16 protein-coding genes are annotated in these 18,798 nt (G+C 71.8%); 6 read left to right on the top strand and 10 right to left on the bottom strand.

Annotated elements, in window-relative coordinates; genetic code table 11:
• Positions 1–4 precede the first annotated feature (4 nt).
• The 4 genes from ACIO3O_RS25435 to ACIO3O_RS25420 form a co-directional block, all read right to left on the bottom strand.
• Complete coding sequence (locus ACIO3O_RS25435; RefSeq protein WP_401749549.1) at positions 5–868, bottom strand: geranyl diphosphate 2-C-methyltransferase; 864 nt, start codon at positions 866–868, stop codon at positions 5–7.
• A gap of 62 nt (positions 869–930) precedes the next feature.
• On the bottom strand, positions 931–2,232 hold the full coding sequence (locus tag ACIO3O_RS25430; protein WP_401749547.1) for a family 2 encapsulin nanocompartment cargo protein terpene cyclase: 1,302 nt from the start codon (positions 2,230–2,232) through the stop codon (positions 931–933).
• Between the two features lie 461 nt (positions 2,233–2,693).
• A complete protein-coding gene (locus ACIO3O_RS25425) occupies positions 2,694–4,103 on the bottom strand; it encodes a family 2B encapsulin nanocompartment shell protein (RefSeq protein ID WP_401749544.1) in 1,410 nt (469 codons plus the stop codon).
• Between the two features lie 335 nt (positions 4,104–4,438).
• Positions 4,439–5,260: a TauD/TfdA family dioxygenase gene (locus ACIO3O_RS25420; protein ID WP_401749542.1), complete on the bottom strand. Its 822-nt coding sequence runs from the start codon at positions 5,258–5,260 to the stop codon at positions 4,439–4,441.
• Between the two features lie 175 nt (positions 5,261–5,435).
• On the opposite strand from ACIO3O_RS25420, the gene ACIO3O_RS25415 reads away from it, so the two are divergent.
• Both ACIO3O_RS25415 and ACIO3O_RS25410 read left to right on the top strand, forming a co-directional pair.
• Entirely contained in the window at positions 5,436–6,398 is a 963-nt protein-coding gene (locus tag ACIO3O_RS25415; protein WP_401749540.1) for a pyridoxal-phosphate dependent enzyme, read from the top strand.
• Positions 6,399–6,534: 136 nt separating this feature from the next.
• Positions 6,535–7,059, top strand: a complete 525-nt coding sequence (locus ACIO3O_RS25410) for a DUF5994 family protein (protein ID WP_401749538.1) — start codon at positions 6,535–6,537, stop codon at positions 7,057–7,059.
• 80 nt (positions 7,060–7,139) lie between these two features.
• On the opposite strand, the gene ACIO3O_RS25405 is transcribed toward ACIO3O_RS25410, so the two are convergent.
• Positions 7,140–8,321, bottom strand: a complete 1,182-nt coding sequence (locus tag ACIO3O_RS25405; protein WP_401749536.1) for an acyl-CoA dehydrogenase family protein — start codon at positions 8,319–8,321, stop codon at positions 7,140–7,142.
• A 90-nt stretch (positions 8,322–8,411) separates the two neighbouring features.
• Complete coding sequence (locus tag ACIO3O_RS25400; RefSeq protein WP_401749534.1) at positions 8,412–9,407, bottom strand: GNAT family N-acetyltransferase; 996 nt, start codon at positions 9,405–9,407, stop codon at positions 8,412–8,414.
• 318 nt (positions 9,408–9,725) lie between these two features.
• Here ACIO3O_RS25400 and ACIO3O_RS25395 point away from each other — a divergent pair, with 318 nt between their 5' ends.
• Together ACIO3O_RS25395 and ACIO3O_RS25390 are read left to right on the top strand one after the other, a co-directional pair.
• Positions 9,726–11,462, top strand: coding sequence for an MFS transporter (locus ACIO3O_RS25395; protein ID WP_401749532.1), 1,737 nt, complete (start codon positions 9,726–9,728; stop codon positions 11,460–11,462).
• Between the two features lie 100 nt (positions 11,463–11,562).
• Complete coding sequence (locus ACIO3O_RS25390; RefSeq protein WP_401749530.1) at positions 11,563–12,765, top strand: nitrate/nitrite transporter; 1,203 nt, start codon at positions 11,563–11,565, stop codon at positions 12,763–12,765.
• 91 nt (positions 12,766–12,856) lie between these two features.
• On the opposite strand, the gene ACIO3O_RS25385 is transcribed toward ACIO3O_RS25390, so the two are convergent.
• From ACIO3O_RS25385 to ACIO3O_RS25375, 3 genes are all read right to left on the bottom strand, one after another.
• The gene (locus tag ACIO3O_RS25385; RefSeq protein WP_401749528.1) at positions 12,857–13,486 is read right to left on the bottom strand and encodes a hypothetical protein; all 630 of its coding nucleotides are present in this window, start codon (positions 13,484–13,486) and stop codon (positions 12,857–12,859) included.
• 258 nt (positions 13,487–13,744) lie between these two features.
• On the bottom strand, positions 13,745–15,202 hold the full coding sequence (gene argG / locus ACIO3O_RS25380) for an argininosuccinate synthase (protein WP_401749526.1): 1,458 nt from the start codon (positions 15,200–15,202) through the stop codon (positions 13,745–13,747).
• A gap of 145 nt (positions 15,203–15,347) precedes the next feature.
• On the bottom strand, positions 15,348–15,959 hold the full coding sequence (locus ACIO3O_RS25375) for a hypothetical protein (RefSeq protein ID WP_401749523.1): 612 nt from the start codon (positions 15,957–15,959) through the stop codon (positions 15,348–15,350).
• 165 nt (positions 15,960–16,124) lie between these two features.
• Between ACIO3O_RS25375 and ACIO3O_RS25370 the strand changes: the two genes are divergently transcribed.
• Positions 16,125–17,267, top strand: a complete 1,143-nt coding sequence (locus ACIO3O_RS25370; protein WP_401749521.1) for a sensor histidine kinase — start codon at positions 16,125–16,127, stop codon at positions 17,265–17,267.
• Positions 17,264–17,926, top strand: a complete 663-nt coding sequence (locus ACIO3O_RS25365; RefSeq protein WP_401749518.1) for a response regulator — start codon at positions 17,264–17,266, stop codon at positions 17,924–17,926. Before ACIO3O_RS25370 ends, ACIO3O_RS25365 begins: the two co-directional genes overlap by 4 nt.
• 200 nt (positions 17,927–18,126) lie before the next feature.
• Here the strand turns inward: ACIO3O_RS25365 and ACIO3O_RS25360 are convergent, their stop codons facing one another.
• Positions 18,127–18,612 (bottom strand): peroxiredoxin, encoded by a 486-nt coding sequence (locus tag ACIO3O_RS25360; RefSeq protein ID WP_401749516.1) that lies wholly within the window; start codon positions 18,610–18,612, stop codon positions 18,127–18,129.
• Positions 18,613–18,798: the final 186 nt, after the last annotated feature.

Here is an 18,798-nt window from a genome sequence, read left to right as displayed (position 1 = left end):
GGGGTCAGACGCGGTCGGCCGCGATCAGGACGTACTGGAAGGAGCCGTCCTCGTACGAGTTGATGAACGCGTCCTCGATGCCCGTGACCAGCGACGACGTGGCCCGGAGCTTCCAGTAGGGCAGCGTGTCGGGGGTGAGGTCGATGACGGCCTGCGGGACGAGGCGGTTGTCGGCCATGGCGCGGAGGTATTCGCGGCGGGAGTGGATGTTGCACTCGAAGTGGGCGTTGATCTGCGAGACCCACTTCGAGGGCTGGCCGTAGCGGGGGTTCCAGCAGCCGGTGATGGTGACGTAGCGGCCGCCGACCGCCAGGACGCGGGAGTGCTCGGCGAAGAGGTCGTGCAGGTCGACGTACATGCTGGACTCGTTGTTCCAGGAGCCCTTGGCCTGCCCGGTCGTGAAGGGCATGTCGAGCATGTTGCAGACCTGGGCGCGGACGTGGTCGTCGATGCCGAGTTCCTGGGAGCGCCGGTTGCCGAATTCGGCCTGCTTGGCGGAGAGGGTGACGCCCTCGACGGTGCAGCCGAAGCGCTGGTGGGCCATGACGCTGGTACCGCCTCGGCCGCAGCCGGCGTCGACCAGGGTGTCGCCCCGGCCGATGTCGCCGAGGTGGTCCAGGAGGAGTTCGGACTGGGCGGATTCCAGGCGGTGGAGCTCGGCGATCAGCTTCTTCTCGGCCTCGCTGTCCTGGGGGTCTCCCAGGGCGGCGTGGTCGACGTCGCCGATGCCGTAGTGGTGGTGGTACAGGCCGTCGACGTCGCCCAAGCGGAGGTTGACGGGGCGGGCCTCGCCGTCCCAGTAGCGGGCGATGTCGCCCTGGTAGGGGGTGGAGGGGTTGGGGACGAACGCGGTGGTGGTGCTGGTCACAGAGGAATCCGTTCTGCTTGTGGGTGGTGCGCCGGTTTTTTCTGTCGGTGTGTCGGGGCCCGTCACCAGAAGTCGGGCAGGGTGTAGCGGTAGGTGTTGGTGCAGTGCCAGCGGTGGTTGCCGTCGACCCAGGCGGCGACGCCGCGCAGGAAGCGCTGCACGCTCGGCACCGGGCAGGCGGCGGCCAGCGCGGCGGCCTCGGACTCGAAGGTGTGCATGAGGTCGTTGTGGACCTCGATGGCCTTCAGGTAGGCGTCGCGTTCGGAGAGGTCTTCTCGTTCGGCGAGGACCACCGGCAGGTTGAGGTGGATGCCGGGGGCGTCGAGTTCCTTCATGTAGGAGTAGAGGTCGTTGACGATGGTGGTGGCGTTGCCCGCGAGCGCGATGACGCGCTGCATGGCGGGCTGGGCGTGCAGGTCTGCGGGGAGTTCGTAGCCGCCGACGGTGTCGGTGATGGTGGGGCAGGGGCGGAAGTTGTTGAACTGGCGCATGGCCAGGTACTCCCACACCTCGGGTACGCGCTCCTCCAGGGACCAGGCCGCTTCGGCGAGGTAGCCCAGGTGGAGGCGGGCCATGTCGTGGCGGAGCCGGTCGGCCTGGGAGGCGGTGGCCTCCTGGACGAAGTACTCCATGGCGGAGCGGTACGCGCGGCGGGGGGCGTCCGCGTGGAGGGACTGCGCCCACGGGGATGCGTACTCCTTGGTGGTGTGCAGGGGGTCGAGGGCGGTGTGCGCGAGGAGGAGCCGTTCACCGAGGCCGACGGGTGAGCCTCCGTGGTCCTCGCAGTAGCAGTCGTCGACGGCGTTCTCGGCGACCATCAGGCGGGTGGCGAGCATCAGGTGGTCGACGGTGGGGGCGTCGGGGTGGCAGCCGACCATGTATCCGGCGACGGAGAAGCCGTCGAACTCCTCCTCCCAGTCGTCGGGGTAGAGGTCGATCTCGTCCATCGCCCAGGCCTTGATCCGGCGGCTGACTTCTTCCACGCGTACGGGGTCGGGCTCCGGTACGGGGTGGAAGTAGAGGCCGGGGATGGGGCGTCCTGCGGGCTCCGCGGGGGGTGGGGTGGGGGCGGGGGCCGGGGCCGCTGCGGCGGGGGCGGGCAGGCGGAGGCTGGAGGTGCCGAGGCCGGTGGGTCCGCTCGGGAGAAGCGGGGCGGGGGGCGGAAGTGTCTCGGTGTGTGTCTCGGCGGCGGGCGCTGCGGCGGACGCGGGGGTTCCCGGCACGGAAAGCACGAGGGGTGGGCCGCCGGTGGCGGACGCGAGGTCGAGGGCGCGGGCCGCGGCTTCGGCGAGGACGCGCACCCCGAAGCGTTCGGCGGCCTCGGGCAAGGGCGACTGCGCGGGGATCGGGTCGGGGGCGGGCATCCAGGGCTCCTTGGCGGATGGGCGGCCGGGGGACGGGGTGGGTCCGTTGTGGCGGACGGGGGCGGGAGGGGGTGACGTGGGCGGCGGGCCGGGTGGCTGGGTGAGGTGACCGACTGGGCGGGTGACCTGCTGGGTTGGGTGGGCCGAGCGACCCGCTGGGCCGAGTGGTCGGCCGGTCGCCACGGGCCGGGTGGCCGTCTGGGCAGGGCGGACGGAGTGACAGGCGGGGCGGGGTGGGCGGACTGGTCGACGTGGCCGAGCAGCTGAGGCACGGTCGGCGCTTGGCCGACTTGGCACGGCGGAAAGGGTGACCGAATCGGCATGGCGGATTGAGGCGGCGTGGTGAGCCGGGTGCCGGACATGGCGCGGTGGGCGAAGTGACAGGCTGGCCACGGCGGGCAGACTGGCCGACGCGGCATGGCCGGTTGGGGTCGCCCCCAGCGCGCGGTGGGTGCGGTCGGTCAGGGGTGCCAGTGGCCGATCTGTACGTTTTCCAGTACGCCGAGTGCGTCCGGGACCAGGACGGCGGCGGAGTAGTAGGTGGTGACCAGGTAGGAGAGGATGGCCTGTTCGCTGATGCCCATGAAGCGCACGGAGAGGCCCGGTTCGTGCTCGTCGGGCAGGCCGGTCTGGCGGAGGCCGATGACGCCCTGGTTGTCCTCACCGGTGCGCATGATGAGGATGGAGCTGGTGTTGTCCTCGGTGATCGGGATCTTGTCGCAGGGCAGGATCGGGACGCCCCGCCAGGCCCGCACCAGCTCTCCGCCGAGGTCGACCTGGTCCGGGTAGAGGCCGTGCGCGCTCCATTCCCGGCCGATCGCCGCGATCGTCCTGGGGTGGGCCAGGTAGAACTTCGAGCCGCGTCGGCGGGTGAGGAGTTCGTCGAGGTCGTCCGGGGTGGGCGGTCCGGTGCGGGGCTGGATGCGCTGCTTGAAGTCCGCGTTGTGCAGGAGCCCGAACTCCCGGTTGTTGATCAGCTCGTACTCCTGACGCTCCCTCACGGCTTCGATCGTGAGCCGCAGTTGCTCGGCAGTCTGGTTGAACGGGCCGTTGTAGAGGTCGCCGACGCGGGAGTGGACGCGCAGGATGGTCTGGGCGACGGAGAGTTCGTACTCGCGGGGGCGCGCCTCGTAGTCGACGAACGCGCCAGGGAGTCCGTGTTCGCCGGTGTGTCCGGCGGACATGGCGATTTCGGCCTCGCCCTTGTGGTTCTGCCGCTGGCGCGGCAGGGACCGGAATTTCTCGATGTGGGCGTGCAGGGCGGGCGCGGAGTCACGCACGGCGGCGAAGTCGGCGCGGCTCAGGGTGAGCAGGGTGCCTGCCGTCTCGGCGGTGGCGGTGTACTGCCAGTGGGCGTCGTCGTCCAGGAGGGCCTGGTCGCCGAAGCGTTCGCCGTCGGCGAGGACGGCCAGTTCCTGTTCGTCGCCGTATGTGCCGACGGTCTTCTGGCTGACGCGGCCGTGGGCGATGAGGTGGAGCCGGTCGGCGGGCGTGCCGCGTTCGACGAGGGTCTCGCCCGGGCGGAAGTCGCGCTGTTCGCAGCGGTCGGCGAGGGCGGTGAGGACGTCTTCGTCGTCGAAGCCGCGCAGCAGGGCGAGTTCGCCGAGCTCTCGGGGGATGACGCGGACGTCGGCGCCGTCCTGGACGAAGTCGACGCGCCCGTCGCCGACGGTGTAGGTCAGGCGGCGGTTGACCCGGTACGCCCCGCCCTTGGTCTCCACCCAGGGGAGCATCCGCAGCAGCCAGCGGGAGGTGATCTCCTGCATCTGGGGTGCGGACTTGGTCGTGGTCGCGAGGTTGCGGGCGGCCGCCGTGCTCAGGGCCTGCTGGGGTTGCGCCACGTGTGGTTCGGGGCTCGTTTCTACGCTCATCGGGCGGGCTCTCCTTGGGCGGGCAAAGCGGTGGAAGCAGGGGCAAAGGTCGGGGAATCGGCCCAGACACCGTGGAACAGTAGCCACCGGGTCCCCCGTTCGGCCCGCAAAGCCGGTGACATTAACTCGATACGATGATCGGGCCCGCTGGATGTTTGCCCCGGACCCCATGGAATTCGGTCGCGTGTGAGGCTTCAACTCGCTTGCAAAGCAGGGGCATTGAGGGACTCGCAGTCGGACGCGGCGGGAATCGGCCAGGTGTGCACGGCAGGCCGGTGGTGCGGACGACGCGCATCCACTATGTGTGCGGTGCGATCCGCCTGCCGGCGTACGGTTCAGTCCGCCCAGGAGCGGGTCAGACAGCGTCGGAGCAGCGGGTCGGGGTGGTCGGTGAAGGCGGTACGGCCGTGCAGCACGGCGGTGTTGTCGAGCAGGAGCAGGTCTCCCCGGTGCAGGGGCACGCGGAGGAAGAGGTCCGGGTCGGCGAGTACGGCGTCGAAGGCGTCGAGGGCACGGGTCTGGGCAGCACTGAGCGGGAGGCCGGCTGCGTGGTGGCCGCGTTCGATCTGGTGCCGGTTGTAGTGGACCGTGAGCCGGTCGTCCCGGTGGGCGAAGACGGGTCCGGTGCGGGCGAGGTCGCGTTCCGCGCCGAAGTGGAAGTCGCCGTACAGGGTGGGGAGTTCGCCGGGATGTGCTGCCGCGATTCTGTCGTGGACCGTGGCTCCGCCGATCAGCAGGGAGGTGCCGCCGGTCGGTGCGGGCCGGACGCACAGGAGTGCGAGGAGGCGTGGAGGGCCGGGTGGTCCTGCGCGGTCGGTGTGCGGGGCGAGCGCCGCTTCTGAGGGTCCTTGGGCGGGGGCGGTGCGGGCCAGAAGGTGGTCCTTGGGGGCGGCGGACTCGTGCGGGCGCGGGGTGCCTGCCAAGGAGATGATCTCCTGGCCCAGTTCGGCGCAGGCCTGGTCGCTGAGCCCGTCCAGGCGCAGGCCGCGCAGGACGGCGAATCCGGGACCGTCTCGCAGGGCGGCGAGCAGGCGGGAGACGTCAGCGGCGGCCGACGGGACCCGGTCGGTGGGCAGTCGGATCAGCCAGTCGGCGGGCCGCAGGGCGGCCGGGTGCCAGGCGGTGGGCAGTTGGGGCCGTCCGATGTCGCCTTCCATGAACACCCCTGGCCTTGTGCTGTACGGACCACTGCCACCATCCTTTCCCCACCCACCTCCCGTGAAGCGCGGCGCGGGCGGGGAACACCGGTGCGGCGCGCGGGCGTTGTACGGCACGACACAGGGACGTACAGGAAGATGCACGAAGCCCCCGGTATCCGAGCGAAGGACACACATGGCCCTCCCCGTGACCCTGGACGACGTACGTGACGCCGCAGCCCGGCTGAACGGCGTCGTGCATCGCACCCCGGTGCTGCGCTCGCGCACGCTGGACGAATTGGTCGGTGCGCACGTGCACCTGAAGTGCGAGAACTTCCAGCGGATCGGCGCGTTCAAGATCCGCGGGGCGTACAACGCGATCTCCCGGCTGTCGCCGGAGCAGCTGGCCAAGGGGGTGGCCGCCTTCTCGTCCGGCAATCACGCGCAGGCGGTCGCGCTGGCGGCGCGGGAGTTGGGCACGAGCGCGGTGATCCTGATGCCGGAGGACGCCCCGCGTTCCAAGGTGGCGGCGACCCTCGGGTACGGGGCGGAGGTCGTCACGTACGACAGGTACGCGGGCGACCGCATCGCGCTGGGCAACACGCTGGCGGCCGAGCGCGGGCTGACGCTGATTCCGCCGTACGACCATCCGCACGTCATCGCCGGTCAGGGCACGGCGGCACTGGAGCTGGTCGAGGAGACCGGCGAACTGGGCGCGCTGGTGGCGCCGGTGGGCGGCGGCGGGCTCATCGCCGGGAGTTCCACGGTGGTCAAGGGGTTGTACGGGAACACCCGGGTGGTCGGGGTGGAGCCGGAGGCCGGGGACGACACCCGGCAGTCGTTGGCGGCGGGCAGGCGTGTCACCGTGCCCGTGCCGCGCACCATCGCCGACGGGCAGGCCATCCAGAGTCCCGGCGAGCTGACCTTCGCGATCAATCGGCAACTGGTGGACGAGGTCGTGCTGGTGACGGACGATCAGATTCGGGAGGCGATGCGGTTCGCCTTCGAGCGGCTGAAGATCGTGGTCGAGCCGAGCGGGGCGACCGGGCTCGCCGCGCTGCTCGCGGGGCAGGTCGCGGACCTGCCGGAGCGGGTGGGTGTCATCGTGTCCGGCGGCAACGTCGACACGCAGCGTTTCGCGGAGCTCTGCGCCCGCTGACCGGGTACGTCGGGGAGTTCGCGGGAGTACGGTGGGGGTACCGAGGGCACTTCGGGCACCGGCCTCCGACGCCGGTGCCGTTCCCGGCGATCCACGACACCGTGCCGGTCCTTCCGGCCGGAGCGAGGTCCGCGCCATGACCGCGACCGTTTCCCCGCACTCCCCCGCGCCCCCGGCGGTGCGTGCCACCGGCCCGTTGCGGCTGGCGCTGGCTCCGCCGGGTTCCGCGCCCGCCCTGCTCGACGGCGCGTGGTGGCCGTACTCCCGCGATCTGGCCTTCGAACTGCCGCTGCTGGTCGCCGAGTTGGACCAGGTGTGGGGGCTGATCACCCGGGTCACGGTGAATCCGACGCACTGGCCCGAGATCCCGCGCAAGGTGCCGGTGGCGGGGCATGTGGTGAAGGTCGGCTGGTTCCTGGCCGAGCAGGATCCGCACAAGCTGCTGCTGCTGTCGCGCACGGTGGGCCGCTGGGACCTCCTGGTGGTTCCTCCGCAGGCCCCGGACCGTACCGCCGCATGGCTGATGGAGGCGGCGTGCGATCCCGCGCGCCGGGTGACGGCGAGCACCCTCGTCGCCGAGGCGCCGGACTTCGGCTTCGGCGACGAGGAGGCGCGGCGGGAGGCCTGGGAGGCGGAGGGCGGGCGGGCGTTGCCCGGCTGAGGCCCGCCCTGTCCCGTACGCCAGCCGCTTCCCGTGCGGAATCCGCTTTCCGTGCGGCGTCCGGCGGTGCGGCGTCCGGCTCAGACGAAGGCGCCGAGTCCGGTGACCGCGCGGCCGGTGATCAGGGTGTTGATCTCCCTGGTGCCCTCGTACGAGTAGAGGGCTTCGGCGTCGGCGACGAAGCGGCCGATGCCGTAGTCGAGGACGATGCCGTTGCCCGCGAGGAGTTCGCGGCCCCAGCCGACGACCTCGCGCATGCGGGTGGTGCAGTGCGCCTTGGCCATGGCGGAGTGCTCGTCGCGGAAGGTTCCCGCGTCCTCCAGCTGGGCGAGCCGTACGACCATGCCGAGGCAGGAGGTGGCGTCGCTCAGCATGCGTACCAGGAGGTCCTGGACGAGTTGGAAACGGGCGACGGGGCCGCCGAACTGCTCGCGTTCGCGGGTGTAGTCGAGGGCGATGCGGTAGGCGGCGAGCATCACGCCGACGGCTTCCCAGGCGACGCCGCTGCGGGTGTGGCGCAGGACGTCGGCGGTGTCGCGGAAGCCGTTCGCCTCCTGGAGGCGGTTCTCCTCGGGGACGCGGCAGTCGGTGAGGACGATGTCGGCGTTCTCGACGGTGCGCAGGGCGATCTTGTTCTCGATGAGGGTCGCCTTGAAGCCGGGTGTCGACGTGTCGACGACGAAGCCGCGGACGCCGCCGTCCTCGCCCTCCTCGCGGGCCCAGACGATGGCGAGGTCGGCGAAGGTGGCGTTGCCGATCCACCGCTTCTCGCCGTTGAGGACCCAGGTGTCGCCCTCGCGGCGGGCGGTGGTGCGCAGGCCGAGGGCGACGTCGGAGCCGCCTTGCGGTTCGGTCAGGGCGAACGCGCCGACCTTCTCCATGCGGCCCATGGCGGGCAGCCAGCGGGCGCGCTGTTCCGGGGAGCCGCAGCGGGCGATGCTGCCCATGGCGAGGCCGGAGTGCACACCGTAGAAGGTGGCCATGGAGGCGTCGACGCGGGCCATCTCCAGGGCGACGAAGCCGTTGAGGAGGCTGCTGGCGGGGGTGCCGGCGCATTCCTCGTACGCCATGCCCGCGATGCCGAGTTCGCCGTAGCGCGGGATCAGGTGGTGCGGGAAGGACGCCGTGCCCCACCAGGTGTTGGCGTGCGGGGCGACCTCGTCGCGCAGGAACTCGCGGACGCGGTGCAGGGTCTTGCGTTCCGTGTCGTCGAGGAGTTCCTCGAACCGGTACAGGTCTTCTTCCAGCAGGTTGTCCGCCATCCGTCCGCCTCCACGCCCCATCGGTTGAGTCTTCGGCAAGTCAAGGTGACGACCTCGTACCCGGTGATCCACTGCGGATGCGTCGCGCCGTCAGGACGTGAGTGGCCTGGCGTACGTGACGGATTCACGGTCGGCGACGAAGCCGGTCTGCTCGTAGAAGCCCAGCGCGCCGCTCGGGTTGGCGGTGTCGACGGTCAGGGAGGCCGTGTCGTATCCGGCGTCGGCGGCGGCGTGCAGCAGGTCGGCCAGCAGGGCGGGTGCCGCGCCCCGGCCGCGCCAGGCCCTGCGCGTACCGAGGTAGCCGACGTGGCAGTCGCGGCTGCCGGTGGCGGCGGTGTCGGCCTCGTTCTCCTCCGCCAGGAGGTACGCCACGACCTCGTCGCCCGCCACCAGCAGGCGGGAGAGGGCGGGCCGGAAGGCGCTGACGCCGGTGACCCAGGTCTTCCAGTCGGCGGTGTCCATGCGGGCGAAGTCCCAGTGGTCGCGGAAGGCGTCGTTGTGCGCGAGGCGGGTGGCCTCGTCGTAGGGGGTGTCGTACGGGACGATGCGGGTGCCGTCGGGGGCCGGGCGGGGCTCCGCGATCTCCTTGAGGGGGTGCTTCATGAAGAACCACCAGCGGACGGGGGTGAAGCCGCAGGTGTCGGCCAGTTTGCGCAGGCCCTCGTCGCCGGCCTTGCCGCCGAGCAGGAGTTCTCCGGTCAGGGCGGAGAGTTCGGGGTCGGCCGCGTGGCGCACCTTGGCGCGGGCGTGGAGCCAGGTGACGAGGCGGGTGCCGATGCCGCGTCGCCGCCAGTCGGGGTGCACGGCGGCGTCCGCGCCGAAGCGGGCCGCGTCGACGGCGCCGTGCGGGGTGCGCAGGACGGCGTACGCGACCATGCGCGGGCCCTCCCAGAGGGCGAGGCTGTCCTGCTGGAGTTCGAGTTTGGGGTCGTCGAGGGCTTCGGCGAGTTCGGCGGCGCCGACGTGGTCGCCGGTGCGGTCGGCTCGTTCGACGGCTTCGTGCAGCTCGTGCCAGGCGGGGACCGCGTCCCGGGTGAGGGGGCGGGTGGTCAGGCCCTCCACGGATATGGCGTCCTGTCCCTGCATGTCTGCCGTCCTTTCGCGTCGTGCGTGGAACCCGGTGCGCGTGACCGGGGTCTTGGACGATCAAATCATCATCCGGGCAAGGGCGGCATATCGGGCCGGTGGTACGGGGGTGCCGGGGGCGGGCCGCGGTCAATGGAAGGTCAAGAATTCGTTCGTACGGCGATCGTCGGAATAGTCGCCTCGGGAAACAGGTTCGAGTTACACGTACCCCGCCCGCGACTTCTGTCCGAACCCCCGGCTCCTGCTCGAATTCGCTGCTCCCGTTTCCGCCCGAACCCCCGGCTCCTGCCCGAGACTGCCTTCCGGAGGCCCCCGCCCATGCCACAGCCGACGACCACCACTCGCCGAACAGGCGGCGTCGTCCCTGTCCTCGCCTTTGCCGGCATCGTCGTCGCGGTCATGCAGACGCTGCTCGTACCGGTGATCAAAGACCTGCCCGAACTCCTCAGCACCTCCCCCTCCAACGCCACCTGGGTCATGACGGCGACCCTGCTCGCCGGAGCCGTCTCCACCCCGATCATGGGCCGCCTCGGCGATCTCGCGGGCAAGCGCAGGATGCTGGTCACCAGCCTGGCGATCATGGTGGTCGGGTCGCTGATCTGCGGCTTCACCGACCAGCTCCTGGTGATGATCGCGGGCCGGGTGCTCCAGGGCTTCGCCATGGGCGCCATTCCGCTCGGCATCGGGCTGATGCGCGACATGCTGCCGCCCGAGAAGCTGGGCTCGGCGATGGCGCTGATGTCCTCCTCCATAGGCGTGGGCGGCGGGCTCGCGCTGCCGGTCGCCGCCCTCGTCGCCCAGCACGCGGACTGGCACGCGCTGTTCTTCGGCGCGGCCGGGCTCGGTGTCCTGTCGATCGTGCTGACGCTCGTCGTCGTGCCGGAGAGTCCGCTGCGGGCCCGGGGCAGTTTCGACGTGGCGGGCGCGTTCGGTCTCACGCTCGGTCTGGTCCTGCTCCTGCTGCCCATCACCAAGGGCAGCGACTGGGGTTGGGGCAGCGCCACCACACTGGGGCTGTTCGGCGCGGCGGTCCTGGTGTTCCTCGCCTGGGGCGTGATGGAGCTGCGGCTGAAGGCCCCGCTGGTGGATCTGCGCACCACCGCCCGGCGTGAGGTGCTGCTCACCAACCTCGCCTCGATCATGGTCGGTGTCGCCTTCTACGCGATCTCGCTGGTGCTGCCCCAGTTGCTCCAGCTGCCGTCCGCGACCGGGTACGGGCTCGGCCAGTCGATGGTCGTCGCGGGGCTGTGCGTGGCGCCGCTCGGCCTGACGATGATGTTCACCGCGCCCGTGTACGCCCGGCTCTCGGCGCGGTTCGGGCCGAAGGTCACGCTGATCCTCGGCATGCTGATCATCGCGATCGGGTACGGGGCCGGGCTCGGCCTGATGAGCGCCGCCTGGCAGACGATCGTCATCTCGGTGGTGATCGGCGCGGGCATCGGCCTCGCCTACTCCTCGCTGCCCGCCCTCATCATCGGCGCGGTGGATCCGTCGGAGACGGGCGCGGCCAACGGGCTGAACACGCTGATGCGGTCGATCGGCACCTCGGTGTCGTCGGCGGTCATCGGCATGGTGCTGGCCAACACCGCCACCCACGTGGGCGGGGTGGCGATCCCGACGATGCACGGCTTCCGGCTGTCCTTCCTGATCGCCACCGGTGCCGTCGTCGTCGGTGTGCTGCTCGCCCTGTTCCTGCCGGGCCGCCGCAAGCCGGTCGTGCAGCTGCGGGCCAGCAGCGAGGAGGACGCGGTCCTGGCGCGCGCCGAGGAGACCCTCGCGGCGTTCCGCGGCAGGGTGCTGGGCGCCGAGGGCGCGCCGGTGGCCCGCGCCCGGGTGACGCTGATCGACCGGCGCGGACGCCAGGCCGGTGCCGCGCTGACCGACACCGAGGGCCGTTACGCGCTCGCGGTCCCGGCGCAGGGTCCGTACGTGCTCGCGGCGAAGGCCCCCGGTCACGCGCCGCGTGCGGCGGCGGCCACGCACCACGGCGAGGACCGGACCGTACACCTGGATCTGGCGCTGGAGGCCGCGGCCGAGGAGGTCGCTCCGGGGTGAGGGGCGCCGGGGTGCGGCGCGGCTGCCGCGTACGACCCCGGCTACTGCGTACGGCCCACTCCCCCGCGCCCGTGGGCCGTGCGAATCCTTCACTGGGGGGATGGACAGCGCATACACCGCACCGGCCGTGAAGCCTCCGGCTGCCGCGTACCGGAATCTGCTGGTGGCGACGGTCGGGTTCACGCTCACCTTCTGGGCGTGGGACCTGATCGCCCCGCTGGCGGTCGGCTACAAGGACCGCCTCGGGCTCAGTTCCTTCCAGCAGTCGTTGCTGGTGGCGGTGCCGGTGCTGGTGGGTTCGGTGGGGCGGATTCCGGCGGGTGCGCTGACCGACCGGTACGGGGCGAAGCTGATGTTTCCGCTGGTGTCGGCGTTGACGATCGTGCCGGTGCTACTGCTGATTCCCGCGCGGGACAGCTTTCCGATGATGCTGCTGGTGGGGTTCTTGCTGGGGCTGGGCGGCACGACGTTCGCGATCGGGGTTCCGCTGGTCAACGCGTGGTTCCCGCCGTCCCGCCGGGGGTTCGCGCTCGGGGTGTTCGGCATGGGCACCGGCGGGGTGGCGTTGTCGGCGTACTTCACGCCGCGCATCGCCGCGCACGGGGAGAACCTTCCCTTTGTGGTGGTCGCGGTGGCACTCGCCGCGTTCGCGGTGCTGGCCGCCGTGCTGATCACCGACCACCCGGACCGGGTGGCTCCGACGGCCTCGCTGGGCTCCCGGCTGGGACGGGCGGGCAGGCTGCGGGTGACGTGGGAGCTGTCGGCGCTGTACGCGATCGGGTTCGGCGGTGTGGTCGCGTTCGGCGTGTACCTGCCGACGTACCTGAAGACCTGGTACGAGCTGTCCCCGACCGACGCGGGCACCAAGGCGGCCGGTTTCGCCCTGGTCACGGTCGTCTTCCGGCCGATCGGCGGGCGGCTGTCGGACCGCTTCCACCCGGCGGCCGTGACGGCGGGCGCGCTGTTGGTGGTGGCCGTGTTCGCCGTCGTGCAGGCCTTCGACCCGGCGCTCGGGCCGTGGGGGACGTTCGCGCTGCTGGCGATGGCGGCGGGGCTCGGGGCGGCGGGCGGCAGCGTGTTCGCCCTCGTCTCGCAGGTGACGCCGCAGGCCCAGGTGGGCAGCGTCACCGGGATCGTCGGGGCGATGGGCGGGCTCGGCGGGTTCCTGCCGCCGCTGCTGATGGGCGCGATCTACAGCGCCAAGGACTCGTACTCGATCGGCTTCATGCTGCTGTCGGACCTGGCGTTGGCCGGGTGCGTGTACGCGTACGAGCGGATGCGTGCCCCGCGCCCCTCCTCGTAATGCCGGGCGTGCCGGACGTGCCTGCCGCGACACGGCCGAGGGCCCGTACGGACGAACATCCGTACGGGCCCTCGGGCTGTGCGTGCAGGTCCTAGCCGAGGCCGGGGACCGCCGGGAGCGCAGGGGCGGCCGGGACGCCGGGGATCTTCGGAACGGCGGGAGCGCCCGGGACCTTCGGGAGCTTCGGCAGGCCGGGCAGGTTCGGCACCGGCAGGCCGCCGGCGAGCGCGACGCCCACCACGAGGTTGACGCTGGCGGTCAGAGTCACCGTGGCAGCGGCGGCGACGGCCTTCGGGTCGCCCTTGGCGGACGCCTTCAGGAGCGCGTCGACGCTGGCCTGCAGCGTGGCCACGGCCTTGGCCTGCAGGTCCGCCGCGGGAGCGGGGGCGGCCTTCGGAGCCTGCTTGGGCGCGGCCTTGCCGATCTTCGCGAGCGCCGCCTTGACCGCCTTGGCGTGCTTGGCCGCGTCGGCCGGGGCGAGCTTGCCCTTGGGGGCCTTGAGCACCGCGCTGACCAGGTCCGTGACCGGGGTGAGGGCGCCGCCGAGGTCGCTCAGGGTCTTCGTCTGCTTGGCGAGGGCGTCGGCCCCCGGAATCGCGGGTACGGGCGCCTCGGAGCTGACGGGCGCGTCGTGGACGGCCGAGAAGGCCGGGCCCGCGGTGCCCAGGGCGAGGGCTCCGCACACTGCGGTCGAGACAATCAGGCCGGCTTTCCGGGACATGCGCATGAAGAGGGTCCTTTCAGATGTGAGTGAGCGGACTGCTCGTCACTACCGTCCGGACATTGGCCACTTATCGCAATATTTCGATCACTTCCGGTCACCTGCCCTGTGCGTCACTATGGCGTGAACATGGCTGTGGCCTTGAGGTTCCCGGCTTTTCCGAGCGGCGGCGGACGTACGTCCAATCGGGGAGCGGGGTGAGGCCCCGTCAGACGGCACGAGCGTCTGACGGGGCCTCACGGACGGGTGCGGGGCGGGTCAGTCCGTGCCGAACTCCATGGCGGCCCGGTCCAGCGCCTCGTCCTCGGCGGAGACCTCGCCGCGCGAGGCGATGGCCTGCGCGCCGCCCTCCGGCATCTCCGGCATCGACGCGCCGATGAGGCCGGTCGAGGCGGCCTGGGCCGCGCCGATGGCCGGGTTGGAGCTGCCGATCAGGCCGAGGCCCGCGTACTGCTCCAGCTTGGCGCGCGAGTCGGCGATGTCGAGGTTGCGCATGGTGAGCTGGCCGATCCGGTCGACCGGGCCGAAGGCCGAGTCCTCGGTGCGCTCCATGGACAGCTTGTCCGGGTGGTACGAGAAGGACGGGCCCGTGGTGTCGAGGATCGAGTAGTCCTCGCCGCGCCGCAGCCGCAGCGTCACCTCGCCGGTGACGGCCGCGCCGACCCAGCGCTGGAGGGACTCGCGGACCATCAGCGCCTGCGGGTCCAGCCAGCGGCCCTCGTACATGAGGCGGCCGAGCCGCCGGCCCTCGTTGTGGTACTGGGCGAGGGTGTCCTCGTTGTGGATGGCGTTGACGAGGCGCTCGTAGGCGGCGTGCAGCAGCGCCATGCCGGGGGCCTCGTAGATGCCGCGGCTCTTGGCCTCGATGATCCGGTTCTCGATCTGGTCGGACATGCCCATGCCATGGCGGCCGCCGATGGCGTTGGCCTCCATGACGAGGTCGACGGCGGAGGCGAACTCCTTGCCGTTGATCGTGACCGGGCGGCCCTGCTCGAAGCCGATCGTGACGTCCTCGGTGAGGATCTCGACGGACGGGTCCCAGAACCGGACGCCCATGATCGGGTCGACGGTCTCGACGCCCGTGTCGAGGTGCTCCAGGATCTTCGCCTCGTGGGTGGCACCCCAGATGTTGGCGTCGGTGGAGTACGCCTTCTCGGTGGAGTCCCGGTAGGGCAGGTCGTGGGCGAGGAGCCACTCCGACATTTCCTTGCGGCCGCCGAGTTCGGTGACGAAGTCGGCGTCGAGCCAGGGCTTGTAGATCCGCAGGTGGGGGTTGGCGAGCAGGCCGTAGCGGTAGAACCGCTCGATGTCGTTGCCCTTGTAGGTGGAGCCGTCGCCCCAGATCTGGACGTTGTCCTCCAGCATCGCCCGCACCAGGAGGGTGCCGGTGACGGCCCGGCCGAGCGGGGTGGTGTTGAAGTAGGCGCGCCCGCCGGAGCGGATGTGGAACGCGCCGCAGGCGAGTGCGGCCAGGCCCTCCTCGACCAGGGCGGCACGGCAGTCGACCAGGCGGGCGAGCTCGGCGCCGTAGGCCTGGGCGCGGCCGGGCACCGACGCGATGTCGGGCTCGTCGTACTGGCCGATGTCGGCGGTGTAGGTGCACGGGACGGCGCCCTTGTCGCGCATCCAGGCGACCGCGACGGACGTGTCGAGCCCGCCGGAGAAGGCGATGCCGACGCGCTCGCCGGCGGGGAGGGAGGTGAGGACCTTAGACATGGGAAGAGTATGCATGACTACGCATGGCCATGCAAAGCCGTTCGGGTGTGACGCTGTCGACTCGCACGGCTGTGCGCGTGCCGGGGTCAACCGGTGTGCAGGCGGGGCCCGGGTGCGCGGGCCCGGGCCACTCGCATGCGTACCGTCAGTTCGAATGCGATGTCCGAACCGATCGTCCGGTCCTGCGCCTCCAGTAGGCGACCGTGACCACCGCGAGGAGCGGGCCCCACAGGAGCAGAGGCGCGTAGCACAGGCCCATCAGCAGGAGCTTGCCGCCGTTCGGGGCTCCGGGCATGGCGGCCTGTTCGTCCCAGGTCAGTGCGCCCATGAGCGTCACCAGAGTCACCGCTGCCGCTCCCAGCGCGGCCGGGACCACCGCCGCCGCCACCGGAATGCGGCGGCCGCCCAGCCAGGGCACCCACGGCGGGAGGACTTCGCCCCAGCGCTGTACGAGGCCGAGCGTGAGCAGGGCGAGGAGTTCGGCGAACAGGCTCAGGCCGATCAGGTAGAAGGAGCCGACGCCCGGGAACAGGTCGGGGTGCAGGGCCTCGTCCCGGAAGCCGGTGTCCCAGCCGAAGGCGGCGGAGATCCGCCACAGGCCCGTCGGCACGGTCGTCAGGGCGGCGATCTGGGCGGCCCGGCGGACGGACCGGGAGACGTGCGGGGCGGGTACGCCGGGGAGGTGGGCGGTCTTCGCCCGGTGCCGCGTCGTGCCGCCGGTCTCCGCGAGGTGCTGTGCCCGCACGTCAACTCCCATGGTTCGGCGGCCCTTTGCGGTCCGCCCTGCGATGCCTCCACTCTCCGCCGTCGCCCCCCTTCCCGCCCATCCGCCGATCGGCACAAAACCCGAGGCCACAGCGGGTGCGGCAGATCTCCCGATCGGCAGATGCCGGTTCGGCGGGCGACCGCTTAGGGTGCACGCATGGGGGATCGAATCGGCTTGCTGCGCACGGCACTTGACGCCGTGGTCGTGCTGCTGGCGTCCGGTGCGCTGGTACGGATCGGGATCGGGCTGCGCCGCGGGGGCTTCGCGGCCGCGCGGGGTGTGGACGTGTCAGCCGCCACGGCCGCGTGTGCGGTGCTGTCGCTGGTCACGTCCTTCGCGTTGCCCGACGACGAGGCGGGTTCGGGCTGGAAGTTGGCGCAGGCCTTCCTCCTGCTGCCGCTCATCGCCGCGGTGACCCGATGGTCGGCCCCTCGGGAACTGCGGCCCTCGGTGGTGCTGGCGTCCCTGGCGGTGGCCCTGTGGCCGGTGCCGCTGGCCCCGGGCGGTTCTCTGCTGGAGAGCACCGGCATCGCGGCCGTCTGGCTCCTGCCCGCGCTGGCGGCGGTCGCGGCCGGGGCGCACTTCCGGCGCCAGCAGGACCTGCGGGGCCGGGCGGTGCTGGAGGCGCGCAGGTCGCAACGGCTTCAGCTCTCGCGGGACCTGCACGACTTCGTGGCGCACGACATCAGCGGCATCGTCGTCCAGGCGCAGGCCGCACGGTTCGTGGCGGCGACCGATCCCGGGCAGGCGGTGCTCGCGCTGGAGCGCATCGAGAGGGCGGGGCTGAGCGCCCTGTCGGCCATGGACCGCACCATGGACATGCTCGATCCCGACGGCACCGCGTCCGCCCTGCCCTCGGTCTCCCAACTCCCCTCCCTCGTCGCCGACTTCGCCGCTTCAGGGTCCGCCCGGGCGGAGCTCCGCATGGCTGCCGGACTGCCAGAGGAGCTGCCGAGGGAGGTCGGGGCGGCCGCGTACCGGATCGTCGTGGAGGCCCTCACCAACGTACGCCGCCACTCCCCCGCCGCGACCCGGGTGGACGTCGCACTGACGCTCGACGGCGACGTCCTGGACCTGGGCGTGCGCAACGACGGCGTGCGGTCCCGGCCCCGGCCCTTCGCGCCGCGGCGCGGCGGGCGGGGTGTCCCCGCGCTCACCGAACTCGCCGTCGCCCTGGGCGGCACGCTCGCCGTCGGCCCGGACGGCCACACCGGCTGGCGGCTGGCGGCGCGGCTGCCGTTCGCCGTCGGGCCCACCCCGCCCCGTACCCCTGACGACGTATCGGAGAAGCCGAAGTGATCCGCATCCTGCTGGCCGACGACCAGGCCGACGTCCGCACCGGGTTCCGCATGGTCCTGGACTCGCAGCCGGACATGTCGGTGGTCGGGGAGGCGGCCGACGGCACCGCCGCCGTCGAACTGGCCCGCTCGCTGCGCCCGGACCTGGTGCTGGCCGACATCCGGATGCCGGGTCTCGACGGGCTGGAAGTCACCCGCAGGCTGGCGGGCCCGGGGGTCCAGGACCCGGTGCGGGTGCTGGTGGTCACCACTTTCGACCACGACGACTACGTGCGCACGGCGTTGCGGGATGGCGCCTGCGGATTCCTGCTGAAGCGGTCCGGGCCGAACCTCCTGATCGAGGGGGTGCGGGCGGCGGTGGCGGGCGACGTGCTGATCAGCCCGCAGATCACGGTCCGGCTGCTGCGCGGGCTGCCGTCGGCACAGCCGGCCGCTCCCGCCGACGCACCTGCGCCGAGCACGCCGCTCACGGCCAGGGAGGCGGAGATCGCGCACCTGGTCGCGGACGGGCTGACGAATGCGGAGATCGGTGACCGGCTGTTCATCTCCGCCGGTACGGCCAAGACGCACATCGCGAACATCCAGGCCAAGCTGAAGGTGCGCAACCGGGTGGGGATCGCCGCGTGGGCGTGGGAGGCGGGGCGGGTCGCGGGCGGATAGCGCCACGATGTCCTGTTGACACCCAGGACGTCGTGGCTTTCGGGTCTCGGGCCGGGCGCGGACCGAACGCGTCTGCCCCGGCACAGCGAGGCGCCCCTCGGAGCGGCCGTGCTGCCCGCCGTCGTGTCGGGGCAGGAACCGCACCCTGCCCCATCGGCATACGTGGTGGGGGCCGGGTGTGGACCTGGGGCGGGGCCCGGTCAGGAGGCGGAGAGGGACTTCAGTTCGCGGGTGAGGGTGTCGGTGTTCTGGAAGGTGGCGCCCAGCAGCGAGACGTGCTTCCAGTGCAGGGTGCCGTCGGGGGCGACGATGAAGACGGCGCGGCGCAGGCCGATGCCGGGGGCGGTGATGCCGAAGGCCTTGGCGACGGAGCGGTCCGTGTCGGCGAGCAGGGGCAGGCGCAGGTCGTGCTTACGGGCGAACGCCTCGTGGCTGTCGACGCTCTGCGGGCTGATGCCCCAGACCTCGGCTCCGGTGTCGGTGAAGGCGTCGAGGCCGCTGGAGTAGGAGCAGAGCTGCTTGGTGCAGACGGGGGTGTCGTCGCCGGGGTAGAAGGCGAGGACGAGGGGGCGGCCGCGTCGGGCGCTGAGCGTGTAGTCGCTGCGCGCGAAGCCGTCGTCGGTCAGCACGCCTCCGGGGAGCGTGAAGTCGGCGAGAGGGGTGTGCGGGGCGGGGGTCGGGGGCATGGAGGGGTCCTCACTCGTGGGTGGGGGGCGGGGTGGGTGGTGGGGGTCGGGGTCGGTGGTGGGCGGTCTCGCAGGAGCATAGGCCGGGGGGCGGGTGGGGGACTTCTTTGGGCAGGAGTCGGGGAGTTCGGCTTTCCGTGCCTCTTCTGCGGCGGCCCGTGATGCGTGAATCGGTCCACTGGGAGC

The organism is Streptomyces sp. NPDC087440 (assembly GCF_044744005.1).
In the GTDB taxonomy this organism is placed as follows: Bacteria; Actinomycetota; Actinomycetes; order Streptomycetales; family Streptomycetaceae; genus Streptomyces.
This window is presented reverse-complemented; position numbering and strand designations above follow the sequence as displayed.

Coding starts and splice junctions, on each gene's coding strand:
- ACIO3O_RS25360 (WP_401749516.1), bottom strand. CDS start 18,612: ATGCCCCCGACCCCCGCCCCGCACACCCCTCTCGCCGACTTCACGCTC.
- ACIO3O_RS25410 (WP_401749538.1), top strand. CDS start 6,535: ATGACCGCGACCGTTTCCCCGCACTCCCCCGCGCCCCCGGCGGTGCGT.
- ACIO3O_RS25385 (WP_401749528.1), bottom strand. CDS start 13,486: ATGTCCCGGAAAGCCGGCCTGATTGTCTCGACCGCAGTGTGCGGAGCC.
- ACIO3O_RS25395 (WP_401749532.1), top strand. CDS start 9,726: ATGCCACAGCCGACGACCACCACTCGCCGAACAGGCGGCGTCGTCCCT.
- ACIO3O_RS25370 (WP_401749521.1), top strand. CDS start 16,125: ATGGGGGATCGAATCGGCTTGCTGCGCACGGCACTTGACGCCGTGGTC.
- ACIO3O_RS25425 (WP_401749544.1), bottom strand. CDS start 4,103: ATGAGCGTAGAAACGAGCCCCGAACCACACGTGGCGCAACCCCAGCAG.
- ACIO3O_RS25375 (WP_401749523.1), bottom strand. CDS start 15,959: ATGGGAGTTGACGTGCGGGCACAGCACCTCGCGGAGACCGGCGGCACG.
- argG (WP_401749526.1), bottom strand. CDS start 15,202: ATGTCTAAGGTCCTCACCTCCCTCCCCGCCGGCGAGCGCGTCGGCATC.
- ACIO3O_RS25390 (WP_401749530.1), top strand. CDS start 11,563: ATGGACAGCGCATACACCGCACCGGCCGTGAAGCCTCCGGCTGCCGCG.
- ACIO3O_RS25420 (WP_401749542.1), bottom strand. CDS start 5,260: ATGGAAGGCGACATCGGACGGCCCCAACTGCCCACCGCCTGGCACCCG.
- ACIO3O_RS25405 (WP_401749536.1), bottom strand. CDS start 8,321: ATGGCGGACAACCTGCTGGAAGAAGACCTGTACCGGTTCGAGGAACTC.
- ACIO3O_RS25415 (WP_401749540.1), top strand. CDS start 5,436: ATGGCCCTCCCCGTGACCCTGGACGACGTACGTGACGCCGCAGCCCGG.
- ACIO3O_RS25400 (WP_401749534.1), bottom strand. CDS start 9,407: ATGCAGGGACAGGACGCCATATCCGTGGAGGGCCTGACCACCCGCCCC.
- ACIO3O_RS25430 (WP_401749547.1), bottom strand. CDS start 2,232: ATGCCCGCCCCCGACCCGATCCCCGCGCAGTCGCCCTTGCCCGAGGCC.